We start from the raw sequence: 22,083 nt of genomic DNA, 5'->3' as shown, positions 1-22,083 counted from the left end.
TCGCGTTTAACGTTAGGCGGTACCAGGCGAATTATTGGGCGGGCTTTAAAGGTAGAAGTTGTAGTGCGAGAAAAATGATACGATTTAATTATGTTAATTTAGCGGTTGTGTTATTTGTAAATTTTAATATTGAAAGTCGTCGCAAAAATATCCTGTTTTAATTGCTTGGTAGACTACGGTGTACCCCTAAAGATCAATTTCTTTCTGGAGGAATGGGTTTCTCTAAATTTTAATATGGATTGAACGATTAAATACCCTTCTCTCAACTTTCGCAATTTTTATAAATAACGATTAATTTCATGGTGGGCTAGCATGAATAGGTTGTTAGCTGGGGGGTAAGGTCACCCTGTAGCTTATATTGACTAGTGTGTTACTACTGTTTTGAGTGGTCCGGTATTCCACAATAATAAATATCTATTGGGTTGTTATATCCCGCAGCTTTTGCCAAGTAGTTGCAGTGAATATTTATTTTCCGGAGTGCTAACTTCGACCTCTACTGTGCGATCATGAGACTCTTGATGCTCGCTAAAATTACTGATTTTTAGTAACTTTATACGTGCATTGATGGGTGGTGATGTATTGGTGTAATATATTGTTTCGTTATCTTCTAGTGTTCGAATTAATTCGATGATGTTGTTTCTATTTTTTATATAAAGATATTTTTCGTCGATTTCTACCATTAGTGCTTGTTGGGTCACGGCGTTCTCAGATGTTTTATGTTTGCGGTAGCCGCAATACCATACGCCCGGAGTATCATGCTGCTGATCTCTGAATTTCCGAGTGGCATCCTTAAAATCAAATGGCTCTAGTTTGTTTGCTTGTGAAGTGCTACAGGCGGATATTAAAAAGAATGTAAAAAGTGATGAGATAAGGCTTAGGTATTTTTTCATGAAAATAGTGGTTTTGTTCAAAAGATAATTTATAGAGTGTTCTTGCATAGTGTGCTCTAGAATTACTTAACCTGTGTGGCAGTTAGGCATTGGTACCGCTATTCAGAACGCAGGAAAAATTTCTGCTGTTGGTTATCAGTATTGAGCAGAAAATTCACTAGCGCCTCATCCAGCAGTTAATTTAGCAGGCTTTGTAAATCTAACTCGGCGTTCTTGCTGATCAGTTCCATCTCAAGACGATAAGGCTCTCTCAAAGTTAATGATGCTGACACATTATTTCCTTGTTCGGTAGCTTCTACCAGCTATAGAAAATAAGTCCGTTCCTATTTAATTCCGGCCTAAAAAACAGAACATCTATTTTTAAATTTAGCTAAAAATACCCGCCAATTTACTGCTAAACGTTTCTTTCGCTTAACTATTCTGATTTTCCTTCATATTTTTTGGTTTCCGGGTTAAATGTCCATGTATGAGGCGTGGTTAATGCTTCTTTCCCTTTATAGCGAATATTCCCTTCACCATCTCTTTTATAGGAATGAATCTGAATTTCCTTGAATCCGCTAACAGTTTCAGGGGATCTATCCAAGACCTCAATTCGAGCAAAGTAATCGCCCCCAATAAATTTCAAATAACCCTTGCACTGAATTAGAAAACCATAAGTTCTGTCCTTGCTAGATCCTTCACTAGCATAGGAGGAAAATATAAAGTCTTTAACCCCATCACCATTGAGGTCGTTGTTATAAACGACCTTCCCTTCTTGGACAGAAATTTTTTCGCCACTAACTCTCGATAACGTATCTACCTGTTCCCCACCTTCGGACCATTTTGAAATAAAGTGTCTCACACCCACAGAAGAGTCACATACATCTACAGTGGCAGCGCTGACCATAGGGGAAAACATCAGAGAAGCAAATATGTATTTCATAGTTATACTTCCAATACGAAGGTATTTCTACCTGTTCTAACAGCGCCCTGAGACTGATTTTCACCAAAGGCAATACTTGCGGTGATCGTAGAGTTAATAGCAGCTGCCGCAGATAGCAGCTTCCCTGTTAACGCCGTCTCATGAGCATCTCCCCAGGCTGCCACCGCCAATGACCAGTTGACACCGGCAGTTCCACTAACTGCCTGCTGTATTACCGGAGTAATTTTTTCATAGTCATCATTTACAACATGAGATGGTCGATACACATGCCATCGAAGAAGAATGGCCACGGACTTTTCTGAAGTAAATACTTTACCTAAGGTACTGGTAACGGTAACGGTTCCTACATGGAAAGTGACTTCTTTTTCCAAGATATCTGTCAATCGGACCTTAGCCATCGACCACATAGCTGTCTTGTAATCTTGCAATGTTCTGCCAGCCATACTCATTCTGTAAAACCAATGCCAAGTCTTTAAATAATGTGCTTCTTCTTTTGTTTTCGCCAGCTCATCAAACTCAGTATCCGCATGAGTTTGTTGGCCTTGAACAAAGGTATCATTCGTCAGCTTGACCCAGCCGGAATAGGTCTTCAAATCATCCGCATATAAGCTTGGGGCACCCCAATCATGTATAGGGTACAAGCCAAAGCCCCCAAAAACCTTATTGAAGGTTTCGTTACTCCTATTCTTGAGGTAAGCAATAAATCCGACAAATTCTCCTTTCCCATATTTCCCGTCTTTGAAGAGCCCCATGGTCCAGTGGCAAGGTCCGGCGGAGATCAACGCATTATCCCAAGCATTCAATACATCAAAACATCCAAAACACTCTGCTTCTGCTACCACGCGGATGGTGCGATATGTTGATAAAGCAGGTGTATTAAGCTGGGTAGCATTCACTTCAGAGCCTGTTATGTTCTTAACCGACATATCTGCTTCAGGAGACCAGCTGTGTGCTTTTGTTGCATTTGGCCCACCAAAGCTACCCGACTGGTAATACCCCACAGATTGATAGTCTACTTGAGCTCGACCAGTTGGAAACTCAAAGTAATCCGAGAAGTCTCTAACCAATACTCTCGGTGCTCCAGTGGTAAATCCATTTTCTGCCCATATATTACAGCCTGATTCGGCCAAGTTACTTCTGACACCTTGACTAATCGTCCAGGCTTCAAATATAACCGGACACCTGTAATCGTTATCCAGCCAATATTCTATAGCTGCTCTTGTTTTCTCATTCACGACTCCGCTTATTGGTCCATCGTATTTCGCTGCATTATCTACAGACTGAAGACTATCAACATAGTAACTTGCAGGAGCAGTTGTAGAGCCACTTACGGTCGGCGCCTTTCCCGCTTGAGCGACAATCGCAGCGGAGCTGTCAAAATAGACATCTAAATTATTTATTTTTACCGGAGATCCTGAGTGATCTAGTAAAAGCTGGCCCTGCTTTTCTGGCCTCACACATGCAATTTTATTCATAGATGCATATATTTGAAACTCTCTGACAGCCCATCCCGTGCGAATACCAAATCCGCCATCCGGCTTACCAACTATTGAAAACCCTAGTGCTACCAGATCTTCCTGAAGTTTTCTAACGTGTTCAGGAACAGTGAGTGCTGCGCTACTGCCTAAAAATGCTGCTGCTGTTTCGGCATTAATTACAGTTAAAACTGGATTATCACTCCCCGCCCATCGTGGAGGTTTATTCTGCGCAGATTTTCCATCGTGATCGCCACGGCGGAGGTCAAAATTTCCATAGATCATTACTTCCGTCCTTACGCAATGTGCTGTTCTTGTAGCCGTTTTATATCAGCAGCAGATAGATAATCTTTATCTGTTAGTTCGCAAGAGCGATGGAAGCAGCGAGTGGCGTATTTAGTTTTCGGACCATTTTCACCATCAATCCTCCCATTATAAAAACCAAGGTTCTTTAATCGAGATTGAAGACCTTTAATGTCCGAAGCGTCAGATTGCACGCTTAAATCAAGTTCCCAAATCCACTGTTGTGAATTAGATCCAAACGGGAAGAACGTAAGCTTCCCCTTTTTTGCAGCTGGCGGAACTGGTTGATCTACAAAGCCATCAGCAGATGTCATGCCTTCATAGGTCACTCCATCGACCTCCAGTACATACGGTTGGCCTCCGATCCCCTTTTTCTCGTAGGGACGTTTCATCTGAATACGGAAACTCTTTTTCGTGGATTCTGGCGGGGGTAATGGCTCCGCATTCACCAACGCCTCATCCAACAAACTCCCCGCCTTATCGCTATCCGCCGCACTCGGCAGTACCGGTGGTTTGATCTTGATCCCCGAGCCTTTACCCGGTGCGCCGCCGGCGTTGATTTTGGCCAGGGGACCGAGCAGGGTGATGCCGCCGGGGTCGAGTTTGATAAAGCTGCCGCCGGCTTTGAGCGTCAGTTCGGTGCCGGCTTCGATAACCATTTTCTGCCCGGCTTTAAGATGTATTTCGCGGCCGGCTTTGGTCAGTTGGGCGGTGCCGAGTTTGATGTGTTGGTTCTGCCCGACGGTGAGGTGGTCGTCGGGTTTGACCTCGACCTTGCGCTCGGTTTTGACCGTGAGGTGTTCTTCGGCTTTGAGCTCGGTGTAGCTGTTGGCTTCGACGGTGTCGTGGCGTTCGTTACCGACGCGGATCTTCTGGTCGTGCTCGATGTTTTCATCCCAGTCGCGCTGGGCGTGCAGGTAGATCTGCTCGGCGCCTTTCTTGTCTTCGATGCGTAGCTCGTTGTAGCCACCACCGCCTGGTGTGCTGAGGGTTTTGAACACGGTGCGGGTCTTGTTAGCCGGCAGGTCGTAGGGCACGACGTGTTCGGCGTGGTACAGGCAGCCGGTTACCAGCGGCTGGTCGGGGTCGCCTTCGAGGAAGGTCACCAGCACTTCCATGCCGATGCGCGGGATGGCGATACCGCCGTAGCCATCACCGGCCCAGCTGGAGGCCACGCGCAGCCAGCAGCTGGTTTTGTCGTCGGCCTGGCCTTCGCGGTCCCAGAAGAATTGCACCTTGATGCGGCCGTATTCGTCGCAGTGGATTTCCTCACCTGCTGGGCCGGTGACCACGGCGGTTTGGCTACCGAGCACCTTGGATTTCGGATGGGCCAGTGGCGGGCGGAAGGGCACGTCCCAGGGGGTGGCGGTGAAGTGGTTGCGGTAGCCCTGCTGGAAACCGTCGCTGGCTGCGGTATGGCTGGTGACCGACTCTTCCAGCACCTGCGGCTGTTTGCCCTGGTGAATCACCTCGTGCAGCAGCCAGAGGTCGTTGTAGTCCTGGCGCGGGTGGTCGGAGAGTTCCAGGAAGTGCCCGCTGAGCAGTTTCGGCTGATCGCCACGACCTTCGGCCAGGCGGTAATCGGCGCGGTGGCGTTCGAGGTTGCGTTGGCTGAGGTGTTTGCCACGCGCACGGTCGACAAAGCGACCGGGGTAGTCGTAATCCTCAAGGTCCGGCAGCGGCTTGGCCTCGGGATCGCGATCTTCCTTGAAGGCTGCTTCCATCAGCAGACGCGGTTGCTCGAAGTCGTAATCGCGGCGGGTAATGCGGCTGGTGCGGGTTTCCAGGCGTACGGCGAAGCGCTTGATCACCGGCTCATCGGCGGTCATGCCGTTGTCCTGCAGGTAGGCGGTGGGCTGGCCGAGTTTGCCGAAGGCGCTCTGGTCATCGCCGAAGAGCAGCACATGGCCCTGCTCGTTGTGCTGGAAGTGGTAGTGAATACCTTCTTCCTCGCACAGGCGCTGGACGAAGTGCAGATCGCTTTCGTCGTACTGCACGCAGTAATCGCGCTTGGGATAAACCGTTGGGCCGAGCTGGAATTGGTAACCGCCAAGGGCGATGCCGTGCTCCTGCAGCACCTGGGCAACGATCTCTGGCACCGTCAGGTGCTGGAAAATCCGCTGGTTGGTGCGCAGGGCCAGGTAGCTGAGCTGCGGCACGATGCTCAGTTTGTAGCGGGTCAGGCGCTTGCCGGATTCGGCTTGGGCGACCTGGTAGATCAGGCCGTGAATGCCCAAGCCGTCTGGGGTAAAAGCGAGAAAGGCGCGTTGATGCAGCAGGCTTTGCAGATCCAGCTCGGCGTTCTCGCTGATCAGTTCCACCTCGAAACGATAGGGCTGACTGATGGCTTCGCGGCCGCTGAACTCGAGCACTTGCAGGTCGTGCTCAAGGCCTTCGATGCTCAGGCTGAAGTGGGTTTCATTGGCCGGGTTGAACATAGTCATTTCCTTGTTAAAAGATCATCCATTGATGCTGCTGTGCGCGTGCTGCCTTCAACTACGCCTTAGCCAGCGCCGCCAGCCGCTGGGCGTGGGCTGGCGAAATATCGCAAGCAGCTGCGCGCAGCTGATGCTGCGCTGCGCTTCATCGAATGCCAGCGCGGTGCGCAAGGCGGGCCAGCAATGCGCCGGTAACTGCTCGGGGCGTTGCAGCTGTTTATCCAGCTCCATGGCCTTGGCTTGTTTGGCGCTCTGCCGGCTGAACGGGTGGCGTCCACTGGCCAGCTCATACAGCACACAGGCCACGGCATAGACATCGGCAGCGGCGGTCAGCGGCGCGCCGTCGAGCAATTCCAGGGCGGCGTAGCGCGGCGTCCAGGCGGTAAAGCGGTTGCGACACAGGCGCGGCAGGCCGGGTAACAGACCTTCCACGGGCTGGCCGAGACCATAATCGAACAGGCGCAGGCCGTCTTCGGCGAGCATCACATTGCTGGGCTTCAGGTCGCCATGCAGCACGCCAAGGCTGTGCGAATAGCTCAGGGCATCGAGCAGGGCGATGGTGATTTCCTGCAATTCGCTCCAGGGCAGGCCCTCGGGGCGTTCGCTAAGCAACTGGTCGAGGGTCAGGCCCTTGAGCAGCTCCAGGGTGAGGAAGGCGCGCTGGCTCGGCACATCCACCTCGAAGCCGAACAGGCGCACCACATGCGGGTGATTAAGCCGCGCGGTGAGGGCGAACTCGCTGTACAGCAGCGAGTTGGCGTCCGGGTATTCGGCGAAGTCATCGCTGAGGGTTTTCAGCGCTACGTACGGCTCGGGGTCACCGAACTGTTCGCGTAGCAGATCACGGGCGCGATACACCGCGCCCATGCCGCCGACGCCGAGCAGGCGCTCGATCTTGTAGCGGCCGCCAAGCACTTCCGGCAGTTCGCTGAGTACTTCGCGCGGGGCTTGCGTTGCCGGTTTGGCTGCAGTCGCGGCCAGGGCGAAGTAGGTCAGGTCGCTGGCCGGGCTGCTGGCCAGCTGCAGTTCGTCGAGCAGCTGTTCACTCATCCGTGAGTCCTCATCGGCGAATCACCACCGCACTCAGGTTGTCCCGCGCCGGGCCGTCAAGAGCCTGCTGGAACAAACGATTAAGCGTGAGTTGCGGTGAAGGCAGATTAAGTGCGGCACAGAGGTCGTCGACGGACACGCCTTGGTACAGACCATCGCTGCACAGCAGAAAGGCATCGCCGGGCAGCACATCGAGTTCGAGAATCTCCAGCTTCAGCTCGTCACTGGCACCGATGGCGCGGGTCAGGGCATGTGCTGCTGGATGCCGAGCCGCTTCACTGGGGCTCAGTTGCTGTTCATCGATCAGTTGCTGCAGCAGCGAGTGATCGCGGCTGAGCTGATACAGCCGGCTGCCGCGCCACAGGTAGCAACGACTGTCGCCGGCCCACACGCAGGCGGCGCGGTCACCCTCGATCAGCAGCGCCACCACCGTGCTGCCGATCACCGGGTCCGGATGGGCGGCGGTAACCGTCAGCTCCTGGCCCAGGCGACGGTTGAGCGAATGCAGGCGCTTGCGCAGCTCATCCAGACGCTGCGGCAAATCCCCCGCGCTCGGCTCGGCCAACTGCTCGACAATCAGGCGGCTGGCCAGGGCACCGTTCTGGTGCCCGCCCATGCCGTCGGCAACCACCCACAGGCCCTGCTCTGGCAGGGCCAGAAAGGCATCCTCGTTGCGCGCCCGCACCTTGCCGGTGTCGGTACGCGCAGCGCTGCGCCAGAGGTTGGCAACCTCCTGCATCAGAGCGTGGCCGGCAGTTTGAAGCTGCGCAGCTGGTCCAGGTCAAACGGGTTTGGCGAGCGCTGGCTGTGCAACAGATAGTTGGCGCGCAGACCGCCGAGGTCGGCCTTGAGCATCAGCACATCGCGGCCGCTGTGGTAGTCCACGCTCATCAGGTCGAGCAGGCGGAACAGCGACCAGGGGCCGGTGTTCTTCTCGATACCCACTTTGCGTCCACCGAGCTCTTCGACCACCAGGCTGGTGCGCCCTTCGTTGGCTTCGGCCGGCCAGCTGAAGGCGGTCTGCACGATTGGCCCGTGGCGGTATTCCATCTGCTGGTTGCCGAAACGGAAATCGGCGCGACCCAGGCTGGAGTCCAGCGAGTAGGGTTCGAGCTTGAACAGCACTTTCGGCTCGTTGGGGTTTTCGGCGAAGAAGCTGCGGCGGATGGTTTGGGTGTGGCTCATCTGCAGCAGGAACTCGCGTGACAACGGCAGGCCACGGCCATCTACACGGCGCAATTGATACTGCCCGGCGGTGCCGCTGACGAATGGCTTGAGGTAGTTGTCGAAGAAGCGTTCGGCAATCCCCTGTGCTTTGAAGAACTCGCGGAAATCGGCAATCGCCACGTCGCTTTCGCTGTGTGCGCTGAACGGATAACGCTGCTTCAACGAGCCGTCATACGCGGCGTACAGCTCGCTCTTATAGCGCTGGTTGAGGTAGTGGTAGGCGTCGTTGAGTACCAGCATCCAGCTGTCTTCGGCGAGCAGGCCGAGCCAGTTGCCGACCGGTTGCGGCAGGCGCGCGGCATTGCTGCGCACCTGGTTGATCGCATCACGCTGACCGGCCATGCGCGCCTTGGCCAGCTCGAACGCCGCCTGTTCCGGTGCGCTGGCATGAGCCAGGCTGGCCAGTTGCAATTGCAGAGCATCCAGCGCTTGCAGGGTCATCGCCAGTTCCGGGCCGGCGCCGCCGTTGTCATCGAGCAAACGGTGCAACGGTTCGAAGCGGCGCTCCAGGGTTTTACGCGCGGTGTCCGGCAGGTTTTTCACCAGTGCCGCTTGCGCCTGTTCGGCGGCAGCACCGGCGAGCTTGGCGACTTTGCCCAGCTTGCCCTTGGCACCTTCCAGCGCTTCGGCGGCGGCACCGGCATCATCGGCGGCTTCGGCCATGCCTTTGAAGCGGGTGTTGTCGCGTACTTCCACCAGCAGTTGCAGCAGCGGCGAGTTGGCGGCGGTCAGGCCGGCCAGCTGCAGGGCACCCTGGCCGGCGCTGCCGATTGGGTCCAGCGACAGCTGGGCGAGGGCTTCACCCCAGTAGTTGGCGTAATCGCGGAAGTACAGCTGCTCCATTTCCACCAGCAGACGGCTGAGGTCGCCCGAGCTCAGGGTGTCGCCTTCGCCAAGCACCCAGTTGTCGCGCAGCAGGTCGCGCACCAGGTCGGCGCCCTTGGCGGTGAAGGTTTTCTGGTAGCCAACCTGGGTATAGAAACCCGGAATGGCGTAGTCGCTGCCAATGAACAGCCCAGCCTGCGGGCCGAGTTTCTGGCTCAGACGATATTCCGGCAGGCTGCGCGCTTGATCACGCAGCATGCGGTAGACCACGTTGGCCAGCGACTCGCTGCGCAGGATCTGCCGGGCCTGGGCCACCAGCGGCTCATTCAGCGAGTAGGGTGCAAACGACTCGGACAACAGACGCTCAAAGTGCTCATTCAGGCCGCGCTGGCCGACGCTGTTGCCGGCGTAACGCAGCGACCAGTCGGCCGCCAGCCACTCCTGCAGGAAGGCCTTGTCGCGGCGCTCTTCCAGATTGAGCATCAGGTAGGCACGCAGGCTGTTGAGCAGGCGCTCACGGTCACCCAGATTGGAGCGGACCTGCGCTTCCAGCTGACGCCCGACGCGGCTGAGCAGCAGGTTTTCCAGCTCGGCGCGGTAGGCCTGTTGCAGCGTCGGGTTGACTTTCTCGCCCTGGTACAGGCCGCCGCGTTGCAGGTAGGACACTTCATCCACCGGCGGGAACACCTGGGTGGCGGCGTAGCTATGGTCCAGCGCCTTGAGAGTGCGCAGGGCATCATCCTGAGTACCGAGGCTGTTGTGTTGCTGGGTCAGTTGTTGAGCGAGGTCGCGCAGTTGCTCCAGGCGGCCGTGGTTACCAGAGAAGCCGCCGGCCCAGACCACACCGAATATGCCGAGCACCACCAGAGCGGTGGCATACATGGCGCGCTGGCCCCAGTCGATACGACGGACTTCCTTCTGATCGAGGCCGGCAAGGTCGGCTTCGGGGAAGATTACTCGGCTGAGCAGGTGATTGATAAAGCGTGCACGGCCGCTGCGGAAGGTCGGCAGGGCACTGCTGGACAGGCCCAGGTTGCGGCCGATGCTGCTGGTACTCGGGTCGAGCTGGTCGTTCAGTTCCGGCGCGCTGGTCAGGTAGAAACCGCGCAGCTGGCTGGCGCGCTGGTAGCGGTTGCCGCTAAAGGCCAGCTCACTGAACAGGCACAGACGCTCGCCGAGCAAGCCCAACTGGTGTGGGAAATCGAGGATGCGGCCACGGCGCTGGGTGTCGCGCTCCTGGTGCATGCGCAGGATCACCTGGCTGTTGAGGCGGCGCAGCAGTTCTTCGAATTCCTGGCGAATCACTTGCACATCAGTAGCGTTCTGTTCCTTGCGGAAGCTGGCGCCGAGTACCTGATCGCTTTCTTCGCGCGATAGCTGGTCGAAGAACTCATCGAAGCCGAGCACCTTGTCGGCCTTGCTCAGCACCAGGTACACCGGTACATCGGCACCCAGGCGCTGGTGAATATCCTGCAGACGCTGACGGGTCTGGCGGGCCAGGTTTTCCAGTTCGATTTCGCTGCCGCCTTGCAGCTGCTCCACCGGGATGTTCACCAGTACACCATTCAGCGGGCGCGCGCGGCGTTTGCGCAGCAGGCCCAGCAGAGTGTCCCAGGCGCGGCTGTCGATGGCCGGGTCGGGTTGGGTCAGGTAGCGCCCGGCGGTGTCGATCAGCACGGCGTGGTCGGCGAAATACCAGTCGGCATAACGGGTGCCGGAAACGTCCTTGGTCAGGCGCTGTTGGTCACCGCGATTAAGCGGGAAATCCAGGCCGGAGAAGTCCAGCAGGCTGGTCTTGCCGCTGCTCTGCGGGCCGAGCAGCAGGTACCAGGGCAGCTCATTGCGCCATTTTTCGCTACGGCCGCGGTACAGGCTGGAGCGTTTGAGGGTGTGCAGGGCTTGCTTGAAACGATTGCGCAGCTCGAGCTGCTCTTCGTTGATCAGGCCTTCGCGGCGCAGGCGCTCTTGGGCGTCGGCATCGTCTTCCTCGGCCTGCTTGCGGGCGGTGGCTTTCCAGCTGGCGAATACCATGGCCAGGCCCCAGATCAGGAACAACCCGCTGATGCTCAGCAGGCGGCTGGTGGCCGATTCCCAGAACTTGTAATCGTTGACCGCCAGCAGCGGGCCGACAAACCACACCAGCAGCGCCAGGACCAATACCAGACACAGGCTCCATACCCAGGTCTTGCGGAAAAATGCGGCTAACTTGCCGAAAAAAGGCTTCATTTCAGATCATCCATGCTTACACCCGCAGACGGGTCGAGTTGCTCGTACGGCTGCAGAATCGTTTCGCGCTGCTCGCCCAAGACCCAGGCAAAACCGCTGTACATCACCACCAGGCAAACCACTGTAAACAGCGCCACCAGCCACCACGGTACGATGCGCACCAGGCGCCGGCGGGTGTCTTTCAGGCCCTGCCAGTGCGGCGAAACCTCGCGCGGCACATCACCGCGCATCTGGCGGATCTGCCGATAGAGGCTGTCGCGTACCGCTTCCAGCTCAAGCATGCCGCGCGGCAGCACGCGGTACTTGCCCTCGAAACCGAGCGACAGGCACAGGTACATCAGTTCGAGCATCGGCAGGTGCTTGACCGGGTTGCGCGACAGGCGCTCGAGCAGCTGGAAGAACTTCTCGCCGCCGAAGGTCTCGTTGTGGAACGAGGACAGCAGGCTCATCTGCGACCATTCGCTCTCGTTGCCCCAGGGCGTGGTCACCACGGCCTCATCGACCACGGTGCACAGCACGTAACGCGCGGCCATCACCTGGCTGCTTTCCGCGCCTTCATGCAGGGCGCGGTGTTCAAACAGCTTGATGGCGCTGGACAGGCGCTGGTTGAGGGCGTGCATGTCTTCACTGTCGAAGCTGTGCTTGAGACGCACCACTTCCGAGAGCAGGGTGGCGGCGGCAGCGACCAACGGGTTGAGGCTGATATTGAAGCTCTCGGCCGGGCGCAGGCGCGCGGCGTAGATCATGCGCTCTTCCAGCTGCTCGAATTTCGGCGGCGCGGCGAAGTCAGTCAGCGGGCTGTGCGCGGGGGCATCACCTTTGCGGTTGAGGATGACGGTTTTGTCGTCCTGGCCGTATTCCATTTCCTTGGTAGTCATCGTCAGTTCCTGATCGCCCAGAATTTCATCTCAAGCCCGGAGAACTCGCCGGACACGTGGAAAGCGAAGCCGCCGGAGCGTTCCAGCTGCGCCAGTTCCTCGGAGCCCAGTTCCAGGGCGAAGTAGGTTTTCCCCGAGTGGAAGGGGATCTGCCGTGGTGCCACGGGCATCGGTTTGACCTTGATGCCTGGCAGGTGCAGGTTGACCAGTTGGCGAATCTGCTCCACCGGGCCGACCTTGAGGTGTGCTGGCAGGCGTTGGCGCAGCTCTTCCGAGTCGCATTGGGCGCTGGCGGCGAGGACGAAGGTGGAGGTGGCGAGCAGCTTGTGATCGTGCAGCGGCGACACCTGAATACCGTACTGACGCTGTTGCAGCAGCATCTCGATGGCGTGCTGTTCCAGCACCATCGACAGCACCTGGCGGATTGCATCCATCAGCTTGCGGAAGCTCACGCCCTGATCGCTGTGCAGGTAGCGGCTGTCCAGGCGCGGGCGTTTGATCTCGCTGGAGAAGGTCGCCAGCTCACCGAGCAGGCCGAGCAATTCGCGGTAGATCTGCTCCGGGTGCACCTGCTCAATACCCAGGTAATGGCGCAGCACCGGCTCGAAGCGGTTGATCAGCTGCAGCATCATAAAGTCGCCGACTTCCGCTCCGCCGACCTTGCCGGTGGCGCGAATACGTTCGGCCAGAATGTCGCCACGGTGGGCGAGCATGCTGATCACTTCCTTGAGGCAGCTCAGCAGATAGCCGGAAGCCTGGAAGTTGACGTAGGTCGGAATAAATTCCGGGTCGATGCTGATCACCCCGTCCGGAGTGGTATCGAGTACGTCGCATAGCTGCAGTTTGACGTAGGCCTGGTCGCTCTGTTGCTCGCCGAGCAGCAGGCGGAAATCCGGACGGCCGCAGCTGACCTGGCTCGATGCGCTGTCGCCGGCGTTGGAATCGGTCACTTCCTCATCGAAAGCGGTGAAGCGCGCCAGCACATCCTGCTGCTCCGGGCGGCGGCTTTCGATATGGTTGCCGGTTACCAGCGGCAGGGCCAGGTACACCGGGGTGTTGCCGGTGTTCGGCGGCACGTCGAGGGCCAGCGGCTCGCGTTCGGCGCCAATGTCGAACAGGGTGCCATCGGGCAGGATGCCGCTGGCCTTGCTCACCACCAGCTTGCCCATATTGAGGAACTGACGGTCGATCTCCAGCTCGAAAAAGCCCCAGGCATAGCTGTCGAGCTTCTGCGTGCGGGTTTTCAACTGGTAGTCGTAGTAACGGTCGTTCTGCTGGAAGTGCTGCGGGCGCAGCAGCATGCCTTCCTGCCAGACCACTTTGTGCATGGCCATGTTTTATTCCTCTTCCTTGTTGGCGTCGTCCTGGGCCTTGATGCCCAGGGCATCGAGGGTCAGCACGCTGCTGTTGCGTTCCTGCTCTTGCAGCGGAATCACCACGCGCCAGTTGCTTTCCGGCAGGTCGCGATAGGCCGCCAGCACGCCGACATAGCGGCTGCCTGGCTGTACCGAAAGCTTCATTTCGCGCTGCTCGCCCGGGCGCAGTTCCAGCTCTTCGAGCACCACCATGTCCGGCGACAAGGCTTCTTTCGGGCGCTGATAAAGCGAGAAGAAATCGGCGGTCTCAAAGGCCACCGGGTGCTTCAGCTCAATCAGGCGCAGGACGATCGGCGAGGGGCGGCCATTGAGATCCGGGTTGAGCTCATCGCTGCCGTTGAGCGTCAGGTCGAGCTTGGTCATATCCGAATAGGGCGAAAGCGCCGCGCAGCCAGTCAGGCTGAGCAGGGCGGCCAACAGGGCCAGGCAGGTGAAAGGGTGCATGGAGATCATCCTTGAACGTCGGTGTTGAGGGTGGCGATCAGGCGAACCTGTTCTTCGTAGGTGTTGGCGAAGTCGCGGGCGAACAGGCGGTCGCTCCAGTCGTCGTTCTGCTCCAGGGCGCTGTGCAGGCGACGGTAGGCGCGCCAGCGGCTGCCAGCGGTGGCGATCAGCGGCTTGCGGCCTTCGCGCTCGAACCGCAGGCTCAGCTGCTCCGGCGACAGTTGCTCGAACATGCCCTTGACCGCCGCGCGGCTGGCGGCGAGCAGCGCCACCTGGTGAGCCTGCAGATCACGGAAGCTGCGGCTGATGGTCTGCTCGGCGCTCAGTTGCCCGGCCTTGCCGCCACGCAGCAGGGCGCTCAGCGCTTCACTGCTGTCGGCGGTGTGCTTGAGCGGGTTATTGCCGGCGCTTTGCACGGTGGTCAGAGCCAGGCGCAGTTCGTTCTTCAGCTCGCTGCGGGTGCGCAGGCTTTGCTGCAGGCTGCCGATGCTCTGCTTAAGCAGCTTGGCGCTGTGGATGGCCAGGGCTTCGCGGGCATCGTCATCGAGGTCATCGATTTTGACTCCAAGGGCCTCGCCGAATTTTTCCCAGAAGGTTGGCGGCAGTCGCACCGGTTCCGGCGCACGCTTGGGTTGCGGCTCAGGCGTTGGCATTACCAGAGCCGGCACCAGCAGGTTTTCTTCATCAATCTGCGCGTAGTCGCGCTGCTGCGCCTGCACGTTATGCGGACGCAGAATCGCCGTCAGATCATCGACCTCGGCGTATACACGCTCCTGCTGGTCGATGGCAGTCAGCGGATCGAGGTCGAGAAAGGCATCGTCCGGAATGATGCTGCCAGCGGGCTGGGCACGGCCGATATCGCCAGCAAACATGGCCGGGTCCTGAATCAGCCGCGCACGCAGCTCGAAATCGCCAAAGCAATACACGCTGCCATGCTCGATACGCTGGGCCTCGCCCTTGCGCAGGCTGGCGCCGCTGTCTTTCAGCTGAATACCGTTGCTGCTGGTATCGGTCAGATAGAAGGCGCCATTGCGGTAGCTCACCTCGGCATGCCGGCTGGACAGCACACGTTTGCGATCCGGAATCACCCAGTCGCATTCCTCCGCCCGGCCAATAATGCCGCCGGCTTGCTTGAAGGTTTTGGTGGTCAATAGACCTGGCACGAACTGCTGTGCACTGACCACATCGAAGACCAGTTCCATGGTTGTTAACTCCTTGCGGTCAGTTGCCGCGTTTCACTGCTTGCGGTTCGCCCAGGGGGCGATATTCGTCATCGTTGAACTTGTAATTGCCGCTGCAGGCGGTGAGGCATAGGGCCAGGGCGAGCAGGGCGGCAGTAGCTGTGTAGCGGTGCATAAGACGGTCCTTATCTAGTTGAAACGGGACGATTTTCGAAGTTTCCGGGCAGACTGTCGTTGATGCCATCGACGCTGTTACGCATACGCCCGCCCATCGGTTACTGGAATCTTGGCCAGTTTTTCAGCCTGCGTATTTGCGCCTATCGCGCGCCATTCGCTGACCAGCTCTGCAAGATCGGTGCGTTGGGATAGATCGCCGAAAACGTCTTCACGAGTCAGTGGTCGATGCGCCTGATTGAGCAAACGATTGCGTGCACGTATCAGTGCCTCGCGTTGCTCGTTGCTGAGCTGGCGCGCCAAAGTGATGCCTTCGTGATAGAGCTGGCGTAACTCCAGATCCGACTTGTTGTAGAAGCGCGTGTCATGGCGAAGACGTGTTTCACGGCGGAATTCGACAAAGCTGCGTGGCTGCCAATTGGCCAGTTGTTGTTCGGCCTGCTGCACCTGGGTCTGGATGTCTTGCATCTCTTCTGAGGTGAATAGCGCGCCATTACGCTGTTCAACACTGGCATTCCAGCGCAGCAGGGTGGTCAGCATTGAGCGGCTATAACCGCCATCGCTGGAGTGTTCAGCCGCAGAGAGCACCTGACCAATCAGCGATTTGCGCTTGGGCATATCGTTTTCAAGGTCCACTGCGCCGGCATAGCTTGCACAGGCCTGCTCGTCGATCAGTGCGCAGCCTGGCTGCCAGAGGATCGCTACTTCACTGCCGGCATTCGGTTTGCGCGGCATAAAGTGGCGTTGTTCGCCGTGATGCTCGTAAGGATCGCCACGCAGGTTCAGCAGCCCGCCCAGCAACAATGCGATGCCCGCAAGTGGCGAGCTGAACAGCGCAACTGTGCCGGGTAAGGCGAGCTTCCACTCCGCATCCATCCATGTAAACGGCACACCAGGTACTGGATCGTTATGGTTGACCAGGCGGTGGTGAGTCAGGGCTGCAGCGCTTTGAACAAAGGCACGGTCGCCTGCGCGGGGAGAGCCGAAGGTGTATAGCTGGATATCTTTAGACCAGTTGCGACGTAGCCACTCGGCTAGTAGCAGGGCTATGGCACCGCCTAGGCTATGGCCACAGACAATCACTGTTTGCTCACCAGTGAAGAAGGCTTCTAAGTAACGCTCAACGAAAGACTTGGTAGCCAGGAACGCTTCATAAAAGCCTCGATGCGCTTGGCCGTCGCCTTCTGCATAAGGCACCTGGCGTGCATCCAGGTCACGAAGAATGTCGGGTGTTTCTTGGGTGCCGCGTACGGTAATCAAGACCAGCTTGTCGCTATGGGTGATAAAAGCCTGGGTTTCTGATTTTTTGTGGTAGAGAAAGTGCACGTCCTCGGGGTTGTTCCAACCTTCAGTTGTCTCTGCGGCATAACGCACTGGATCGTGCGGCATTACCTCAAGGCGCTTGGAGTAGGGCACTTCTTCGCAGAGCAGGTGGTACTTGGCATCATTAAAACGGCTTGGTTTGACCAGACGCGCCAATTGCTCGCGCAACACATGGCCAATGGTGCCGCCCAGCTCATATGGCGGTGCTGATGAGGCATAGGGTTCATCGGGCACCGTGCGCTTACCAAAGGGGGCATAGACAAATGCACTCATCACAGCCAAGTGGTAGGCATTTAATGCGCAGAAGTTTTTGCTACGCGAGAGCAAAGGGCTATATGCCCGCAGCGCCTTCACTTCCAACACGTGGTGTAGGTTGGGCGTCAGGGCTGCGCCAGGCTGATCTTTTGCAAGCCCCGCGCTTTGTTTCAGTACGGCTGAAGGGCGTGGCGACCAGCCGCTATCGCTGTCCGGCAGGTGCTTGGTGGCTTCGGCAAAATCACTGACTTCGACCCGAAGGAACCTAGCCTTTTCAAGCGTAGCGCGTTCTTCTGCCAGGTAGGTTTTACCATTTGTATGGCGAGGGCCTGTGGGGGATTGCTCGGCGGCTACTTGTAAGGCGGTTAGAGGCAGCGAGAACTTATCTCGACGAGCAAGCCCTGCATACCATTGGTCTCCGCCTTTATAGCTATCAGAAAGGGCTAGTACAACTGGCCCACAATATGACTGTTCCACGCGAGCATACCCATCACCGTCTAATGTGCCTGCGTATATCTGTCCTTGGCTGTCATGTAGTTGGTAAGCGAGTCCGGCATAAGGCTGGCCATCGCCATGCTCATCTACTAAACGAAAGCTGACCCAGTCGCGGCGAAGTGGGCAGTCCATTGTTGTCGGTTTAACCGAGTCATTCATCCTTGGATTACTCCGTGCAGTTGGGGTAGACGGTGCATTCACGTCCATTCATCTCGAAGGTTTTGAACTGTGGTGGCTCTGTGCAAAGCTCTTCGAACTTAGTTCCCCAGCGACCTGTACAGGGCTTCCAGCCGGGTTTGGTTTTTAGCCAATAGCCATTCATATAGGGACGCTCATCACTGCTCAGTGTGAAATCCAGCCGTACGGTTTTATCTGGTAGTTCATTGCCTACTACATGCGTGCCTGAGCCTTTGCACGTCAGCAACTTACTAATCAGCCCTTGTCGAGCATGTGCCTTACTGAGTTGGAACAGCCATGTGCATTTGGCCTGCTTGGTGAGCGTGCCGTCGGACTGAAAAGCGGGTGAACCCTCTGGGAGTTTGTCGACGATCACCAAGCCGCCATTGTCGTAGGTCTGCTGCCAGTCCTTGTCGCCATAGCGGCCATGGATAAACAACCCAACCCTGGCTAAGCGCATTTCACACAGCCCTTCGCGATAGCTGACCGGTATGGTGAAACGGTATTGCTGCGGACCACTCTGGAAGCCACTTTCGAACGACTTGGCCTGGCTGCGCCCGTCACAGTCATTGGCCACGCCATAGTGGGCCTGGGCCTTGAGTGAAAAGTTGGCGGGCAGTTTGCCTTCCAAGGTAAAGCTCTCGCCGCTCAGAGGACTTAGTGAACTGCATGCGCTTAGCGAGAGGCCAAGCAATCCGGGCCACAAAAGTGCGCGCAGATGTTGGGGCTTAATGGGAAATTTCATTCCTGCTCACTCCGTGCAATTAGGGTAAACGGTGCATTCACGTCCATTCATCTCGAAGGTTCTGAACTGTGGTGGCTCTGTACAGAGCTCTTCGAACTTAGTTCCCCAGCGACCAGTGCAGGGTTTCCAACCGGGCTTGGTTTTTAGCCAATAACCATTCATATAAGGGCGCTCATCTGCGCTCACCTTAAATCCCAGTTGTACGGTTTTACCTGCTAGCCCATCGCGGGCCAGATGGACACCTACACCGTTACAACTCAGTAGTTTTGAAATTTCTAGATAGAGCTTGCTGATTTGAAATGTCCATGAGCACTCGGCCTGCTTGGTAAGCGTCCCGTCGGACTGAAAAGCTGGCGCACCCTGTGGGAGTTTGTCGACTATTACCAAACCGCCATTGTCGTAGGTCTGTTGCCAGTCCTTGTCGCCATAGCGGCCATGGATAAATAGCCCGACCCTGGCCAAACGCATTTCACACAGCCCTTCGCGATAGCTGGTTGGAATGGTGAATTGATATTGCTGCGGATCACTCTGGAAGTCCGTTTCGAACGACTTGGCCTGGCTACGCCCGTCACAGCCATTGGCCACGCCATAGTGGGCCTGGGCCTTGAGTGAGAAGTCGGCCGGCAGCTCACCTTCCAAGGTAAAACGCTCACCGCCCAGCGGGCTGAGTGAGCTGCACGCACTTAGCGAGAGGCCAAGCATGCTGATCCAGAACAGGCGATGAACCTGAAGATTGTTGAGCGCAAAGGTCATGCTTGAGCACTCGCTGTAAATAGCTCTTCGCTACTGCGCGCGAAGTGGGCATCCGCTGTTTCATTCTCGACGGGAGCCCACGCAGGGTGTTCAGCGAGCGCAGGGTCGAGTTGATAGCGCAGCAGGAACTGAATGCGTTCCAATGACTGCCATCGCCAGCTTTTGGCTTGGTCAAGTTGCGCGTCCAACCAGCTACTCAGGGACTGTGTCTCGGCTAGCTGGGCGGTTGCAGTGCTGTGGTTCTGCCAGAGCCACTGCTCCAGGTTATGACGCAGGATTGCCTGGGTGACGGCCTCTGGCTCGGTAAGTTCCTGCCAGGGCTTTTCAAAGGGGGCTGGGTATAAATCAGGGCGCGGGTTGTGGATGCCTTGCCAGGCTTGGCCGTCCCAGCATAGAGCGCTGTTTAATGGCCCCAGCAGCAAGGGGCGTTGCGTCTCGCTGAGTTCGGCAAGATGGCGGGCGATTACGCGGTTGTCCTGAAAGCGGTAAAGCGCACGTTGCTCTTGCTCATCAATCAATATGCGTTCGCGCCAGTGCTGGCTGAGGGCTGCTAGATCAATGTGTTCTGCGCTGGCCAGCCAGCCCCAGTCACTCTCAGGTGTATTGAGCAGCGTTTGTACAAATTCGGCATCTGGGTTGTGTAACCGAACTAGCCAAGGGCCGACATCCGCCATATCGGCGAACTCGGTGCCTTGGTAGAGGTTGACGTAGTCCTGCATCAGGTCCGCGCTGAACAGTGCCTTGATTGGGTCCGGTTCGGCGAGGCGGTCGACGATCAACAGCAGTTCGCGTTGCTGGGCAAGCTGTTCGGCGATCCAGCTTTGAGCTACTTCGATCATGCGCGAATTCCCGTTTCACAGAAGCCTTCTCTGCACGCTTCGCAAATCGGGCAGCGACTTGCACCAATCTGACGTGCTTTGCGGGCCATCTGCAGTTGGACGTTGGCCAAGGCGAGCTGAGGTTTTTCTCCGGCTTTATCCTGATCCGCCGCGCCCGGAATAGTGGGCGGCAGAATCGCGATGCCCGAACCCTTACCCGGCGCCCCCCCCGAATTGATCTTAATCGTCGCTCCGCTGAGCGTGACGCCGCCTGGATCAAGCTTGAGGAAGCTGCCGCCGCCGCTGGCAGTGAGTTCCATGCCGGCGTCGATCACTACTTTGTTGCCGGCGTAGTAGTGGATTTCGTTACCGGCCTCGACGAACTGGCCGACGCCGACTTTCACATGCTGGGTGGTGCCCACGGTAAGGTGGTCGTTGCTGCGGGTTTCCACTTTGCGGTCGGCGTGGGTGGTGCGGTGTTCTTCGGCGAGAAACTGGCTGTAGCTGTTGGCTTCGACCGTGTCGTGGCGTTCGTGGCCGATGCGGATCTTCTGGTCGTGCTCGATGTTTTCGTCCCAGTCGCGCTGGGCGTGCAGATAGATCTGTTCGGCGCCTTTCTTGTCTTCAATGCGCAGCTCGTTGTAGCCGCCACCGCCTGGGCTACTCAGGGTTTTGAACAGGCTACGGGTCTTGTTTGCTGGCAGCGCGTAGGGCACGACGTGGGCTGCGTGGTACAGGCAACCGGTAACCAGCGGCTGGTCGGGATCGCCTTCGAGGAAGGTCACCAGCACTTCCATGCCGATGCGCGGGATGGCGATAGCGCCGTAGCCATCGCCGGCCCAACTGGAGGACACGCGCAGCCAGCAGCTGGTGGTGTCATCCGCCTGACCTTCGCGGTCCCAGTGAAATTGCACTTTGACCCGGCCGTACTGATCGCAGTGGATTTCTTCACCCGCTGGCCCGGTGACCACGGCGGTCTGGCTGCCGAGTACCTTGGGTTTCGGGTGCTTCAGCGCTGGGCGATGCAGCACATCCCATGGCGTGGCGCTGAAGCGGTTGCGGTAACCCTGCTGGAAGCCGTCGCTGACCTGGGTGTGGCTGGTGACCGACTCTTCCAGCACTTGCGGCTGTTTGCCTTCATGGCTGATTTCCGTCAGCAACCAGAGCTGGTTCCAGTCATCACGCGGATGCTCGCTGAGGTTGAGGAAGTGGCCGCTGACCAGCAGCGGCTGATCACTTTCACCGCTAGCCAGCTCATAGTCGCTGCGGTGGCGTTCCAGGTTGCGTTTGGCCAGGTGTTTGCCGCGCTCGCGCTCGACAAAACGACCGGGGTAGTCGTAGTCCTCGAGGTCGGGCTGGAACTCGCTGTTGAAGGCCGCTTCCATCAGCAGCTTGGGTTTTTCGAAGTTGTAGTCGCGGCGGGTTACGCGGTTGCTGCGGGTTTCCAGGCGCAGGGCGAAGCGCTTGATCACCGGGTCGTCGGCAACCAGGCCGGAATCCTGCTGGTACGCAGTGGACGCCAATTTCGGGAATACCGTCTGGTCATCGCCGAAGACCATCACATGGCCTTGTTCGCTGTGCTGGAAGTGGTAGTGAATGCCTTCTTCCTCGCACAGGCGCTGAATAAAGTGCAGGTCGCTTTCGTCGTACTGCACGCAGTATTCGCGCTCCGGATAGACGCTGGGGCCGAACTGAAATTTGTAGGCATTGCTCTGAATGCCGTGCTCTTCGAGCACCTGGCTGATGATCTTTTCCACGCTCAGGTGCTGGAAGATCCGCTGATTGATGCGGTGCGCCAGATAGGCCAACTGCGGGCGCAGGGTGACGTGGTAGCGGGTCAGGCGCTGCCCGGAGTCGCCCTGGGCAATGCGGTAGATCAGGCCGTGAATGCCGGTGCCGCTGGGGCTAATGGCAAGGAAGGCTGGCTGGTGCAGCAGGCTTTCCAGATCGAGATCGGGGCGCTCGCTGATCAGCTCCAGCTCGAACACGAACGGCTGGCTGATGGCTTCACGGCCGGTAAATTCCAGCACCTGCAGATCGTGACTGGCACCTTCGATGCTCAGGCTGAAATGGGTCTGATTGGCGGCGTTGAACATGCTCTTCTCCTT

General features: G+C 57.4%; 17 protein-coding genes. All 17 read right to left on the bottom strand.

Features of this window, described 5'->3' with window-relative positions; translation table 11 throughout:
• Positions 1 to 425: 425 nt before the first annotated feature.
• Positions 426 to 938, bottom strand: a complete 513-nt coding sequence (locus HCI85_RS08500; RefSeq protein WP_167144058.1) for a hypothetical protein — start codon at positions 936 to 938, stop codon at positions 426 to 428.
• A gap of 367 nt (positions 939 to 1,305) precedes the next feature.
• Positions 1,306 to 1,812, bottom strand: a complete 507-nt coding sequence (locus HCI85_RS08495) for a hypothetical protein (RefSeq protein WP_241693745.1) — start codon at positions 1,810 to 1,812, stop codon at positions 1,306 to 1,308.
• A gap of 2 nt (positions 1,813 to 1,814) precedes the next feature.
• A complete protein-coding gene (locus tag HCI85_RS08490) occupies positions 1,815 to 3,572 on the bottom strand; it encodes a peptidoglycan-binding domain-containing protein (RefSeq protein WP_167144056.1) in 1,758 nt (585 codons plus the stop codon).
• 11 nt (positions 3,573 to 3,583) lie between these two features.
• Positions 3,584 to 6,028 (bottom strand): type VI secretion system tip protein TssI/VgrG, encoded by a 2,445-nt coding sequence (gene tssI / locus HCI85_RS08485; RefSeq protein WP_167144054.1) that lies wholly within the window; start codon positions 6,026 to 6,028, stop codon positions 3,584 to 3,586.
• Positions 6,029 to 6,082: 54 nt separating this feature from the next.
• On the bottom strand, positions 6,083 to 7,078 hold the full coding sequence (locus HCI85_RS08480) for a serine/threonine-protein kinase (protein ID WP_176600620.1): 996 nt from the start codon (positions 7,076 to 7,078) through the stop codon (positions 6,083 to 6,085).
• Between the two features lie 10 nt (positions 7,079 to 7,088).
• The gene (locus HCI85_RS08475; RefSeq protein WP_167144052.1) at positions 7,089 to 7,817 is read right to left on the bottom strand and encodes a PP2C family protein-serine/threonine phosphatase; all 729 of its coding nucleotides are present in this window, start codon (positions 7,815 to 7,817) and stop codon (positions 7,089 to 7,091) included.
• Positions 7,817 to 11,356, bottom strand: a complete 3,540-nt coding sequence (tssM, locus tag HCI85_RS08470; RefSeq protein WP_167144049.1) for a type VI secretion system membrane subunit TssM — start codon at positions 11,354 to 11,356, stop codon at positions 7,817 to 7,819. Before tssM ends, HCI85_RS08475 begins: the two co-directional genes overlap by 1 nt.
• A complete protein-coding gene (icmH, locus tag HCI85_RS08465; protein WP_167144047.1) occupies positions 11,353 to 12,234 on the bottom strand; it encodes a type IVB secretion system protein IcmH/DotU in 882 nt (293 codons plus the stop codon). The genes tssM and icmH overlap by 4 nt, the downstream gene beginning before the upstream one ends.
• A gap of 2 nt (positions 12,235 to 12,236) precedes the next feature.
• Positions 12,237 to 13,568: a type VI secretion system baseplate subunit TssK gene (gene tssK, locus HCI85_RS08460; RefSeq protein WP_167144045.1), complete on the bottom strand. Its 1,332-nt coding sequence runs from the start codon at positions 13,566 to 13,568 to the stop codon at positions 12,237 to 12,239.
• Positions 13,569 to 13,571: 3 nt separating this feature from the next.
• On the bottom strand, positions 13,572 to 14,054 hold the full coding sequence (gene tssJ, locus HCI85_RS08455; RefSeq protein ID WP_167144042.1) for a type VI secretion system lipoprotein TssJ: 483 nt from the start codon (positions 14,052 to 14,054) through the stop codon (positions 13,572 to 13,574).
• Positions 14,055 to 14,059: 5 nt separating this feature from the next.
• Positions 14,060 to 15,256 (bottom strand): type VI secretion system-associated FHA domain protein TagH, encoded by a 1,197-nt coding sequence (tagH, locus tag HCI85_RS08450; protein WP_167144040.1) that lies wholly within the window; start codon positions 15,254 to 15,256, stop codon positions 14,060 to 14,062.
• A 19-nt stretch (positions 15,257 to 15,275) separates the two neighbouring features.
• The gene (locus HCI85_RS08445; protein ID WP_167144038.1) at positions 15,276 to 15,410 is read right to left on the bottom strand and encodes a type VI secretion protein; all 135 of its coding nucleotides are present in this window, start codon (positions 15,408 to 15,410) and stop codon (positions 15,276 to 15,278) included.
• 77 nt (positions 15,411 to 15,487) lie between these two features.
• A complete protein-coding gene (locus tag HCI85_RS08440) occupies positions 15,488 to 17,641 on the bottom strand; it encodes a lipase family protein (RefSeq protein ID WP_241693744.1) in 2,154 nt (717 codons plus the stop codon).
• Between the two features lie 7 nt (positions 17,642 to 17,648).
• The gene (locus tag HCI85_RS08435; protein ID WP_167144036.1) at positions 17,649 to 18,404 is read right to left on the bottom strand and encodes a hypothetical protein; all 756 of its coding nucleotides are present in this window, start codon (positions 18,402 to 18,404) and stop codon (positions 17,649 to 17,651) included.
• 6 nt (positions 18,405 to 18,410) lie between these two features.
• On the bottom strand, positions 18,411 to 19,157 hold the full coding sequence (locus HCI85_RS08430) for a hypothetical protein (RefSeq protein ID WP_241693743.1): 747 nt from the start codon (positions 19,155 to 19,157) through the stop codon (positions 18,411 to 18,413).
• Positions 19,154 to 19,996 (bottom strand): DUF4123 domain-containing protein, encoded by an 843-nt coding sequence (locus HCI85_RS08425; protein WP_167144034.1) that lies wholly within the window; start codon positions 19,994 to 19,996, stop codon positions 19,154 to 19,156. Before HCI85_RS08425 ends, HCI85_RS08430 begins: the two co-directional genes overlap by 4 nt.
• Positions 19,993 to 22,071, bottom strand: a complete 2,079-nt coding sequence (locus HCI85_RS08420; RefSeq protein ID WP_167144032.1) for a type VI secretion system Vgr family protein — start codon at positions 22,069 to 22,071, stop codon at positions 19,993 to 19,995. Before HCI85_RS08420 ends, HCI85_RS08425 begins: the two co-directional genes overlap by 4 nt.
• Positions 22,072 to 22,083: the final 12 nt, after the last annotated feature.

This window comes from Pseudomonas sp. OTU750018 (genome assembly GCF_011636575.1).
In the GTDB taxonomy this organism is placed as follows: Bacteria; Pseudomonadota; Gammaproteobacteria; order Pseudomonadales; family Pseudomonadaceae; genus Aquipseudomonas; species Aquipseudomonas peli.
This window is presented reverse-complemented; position numbering and strand designations above follow the sequence as displayed.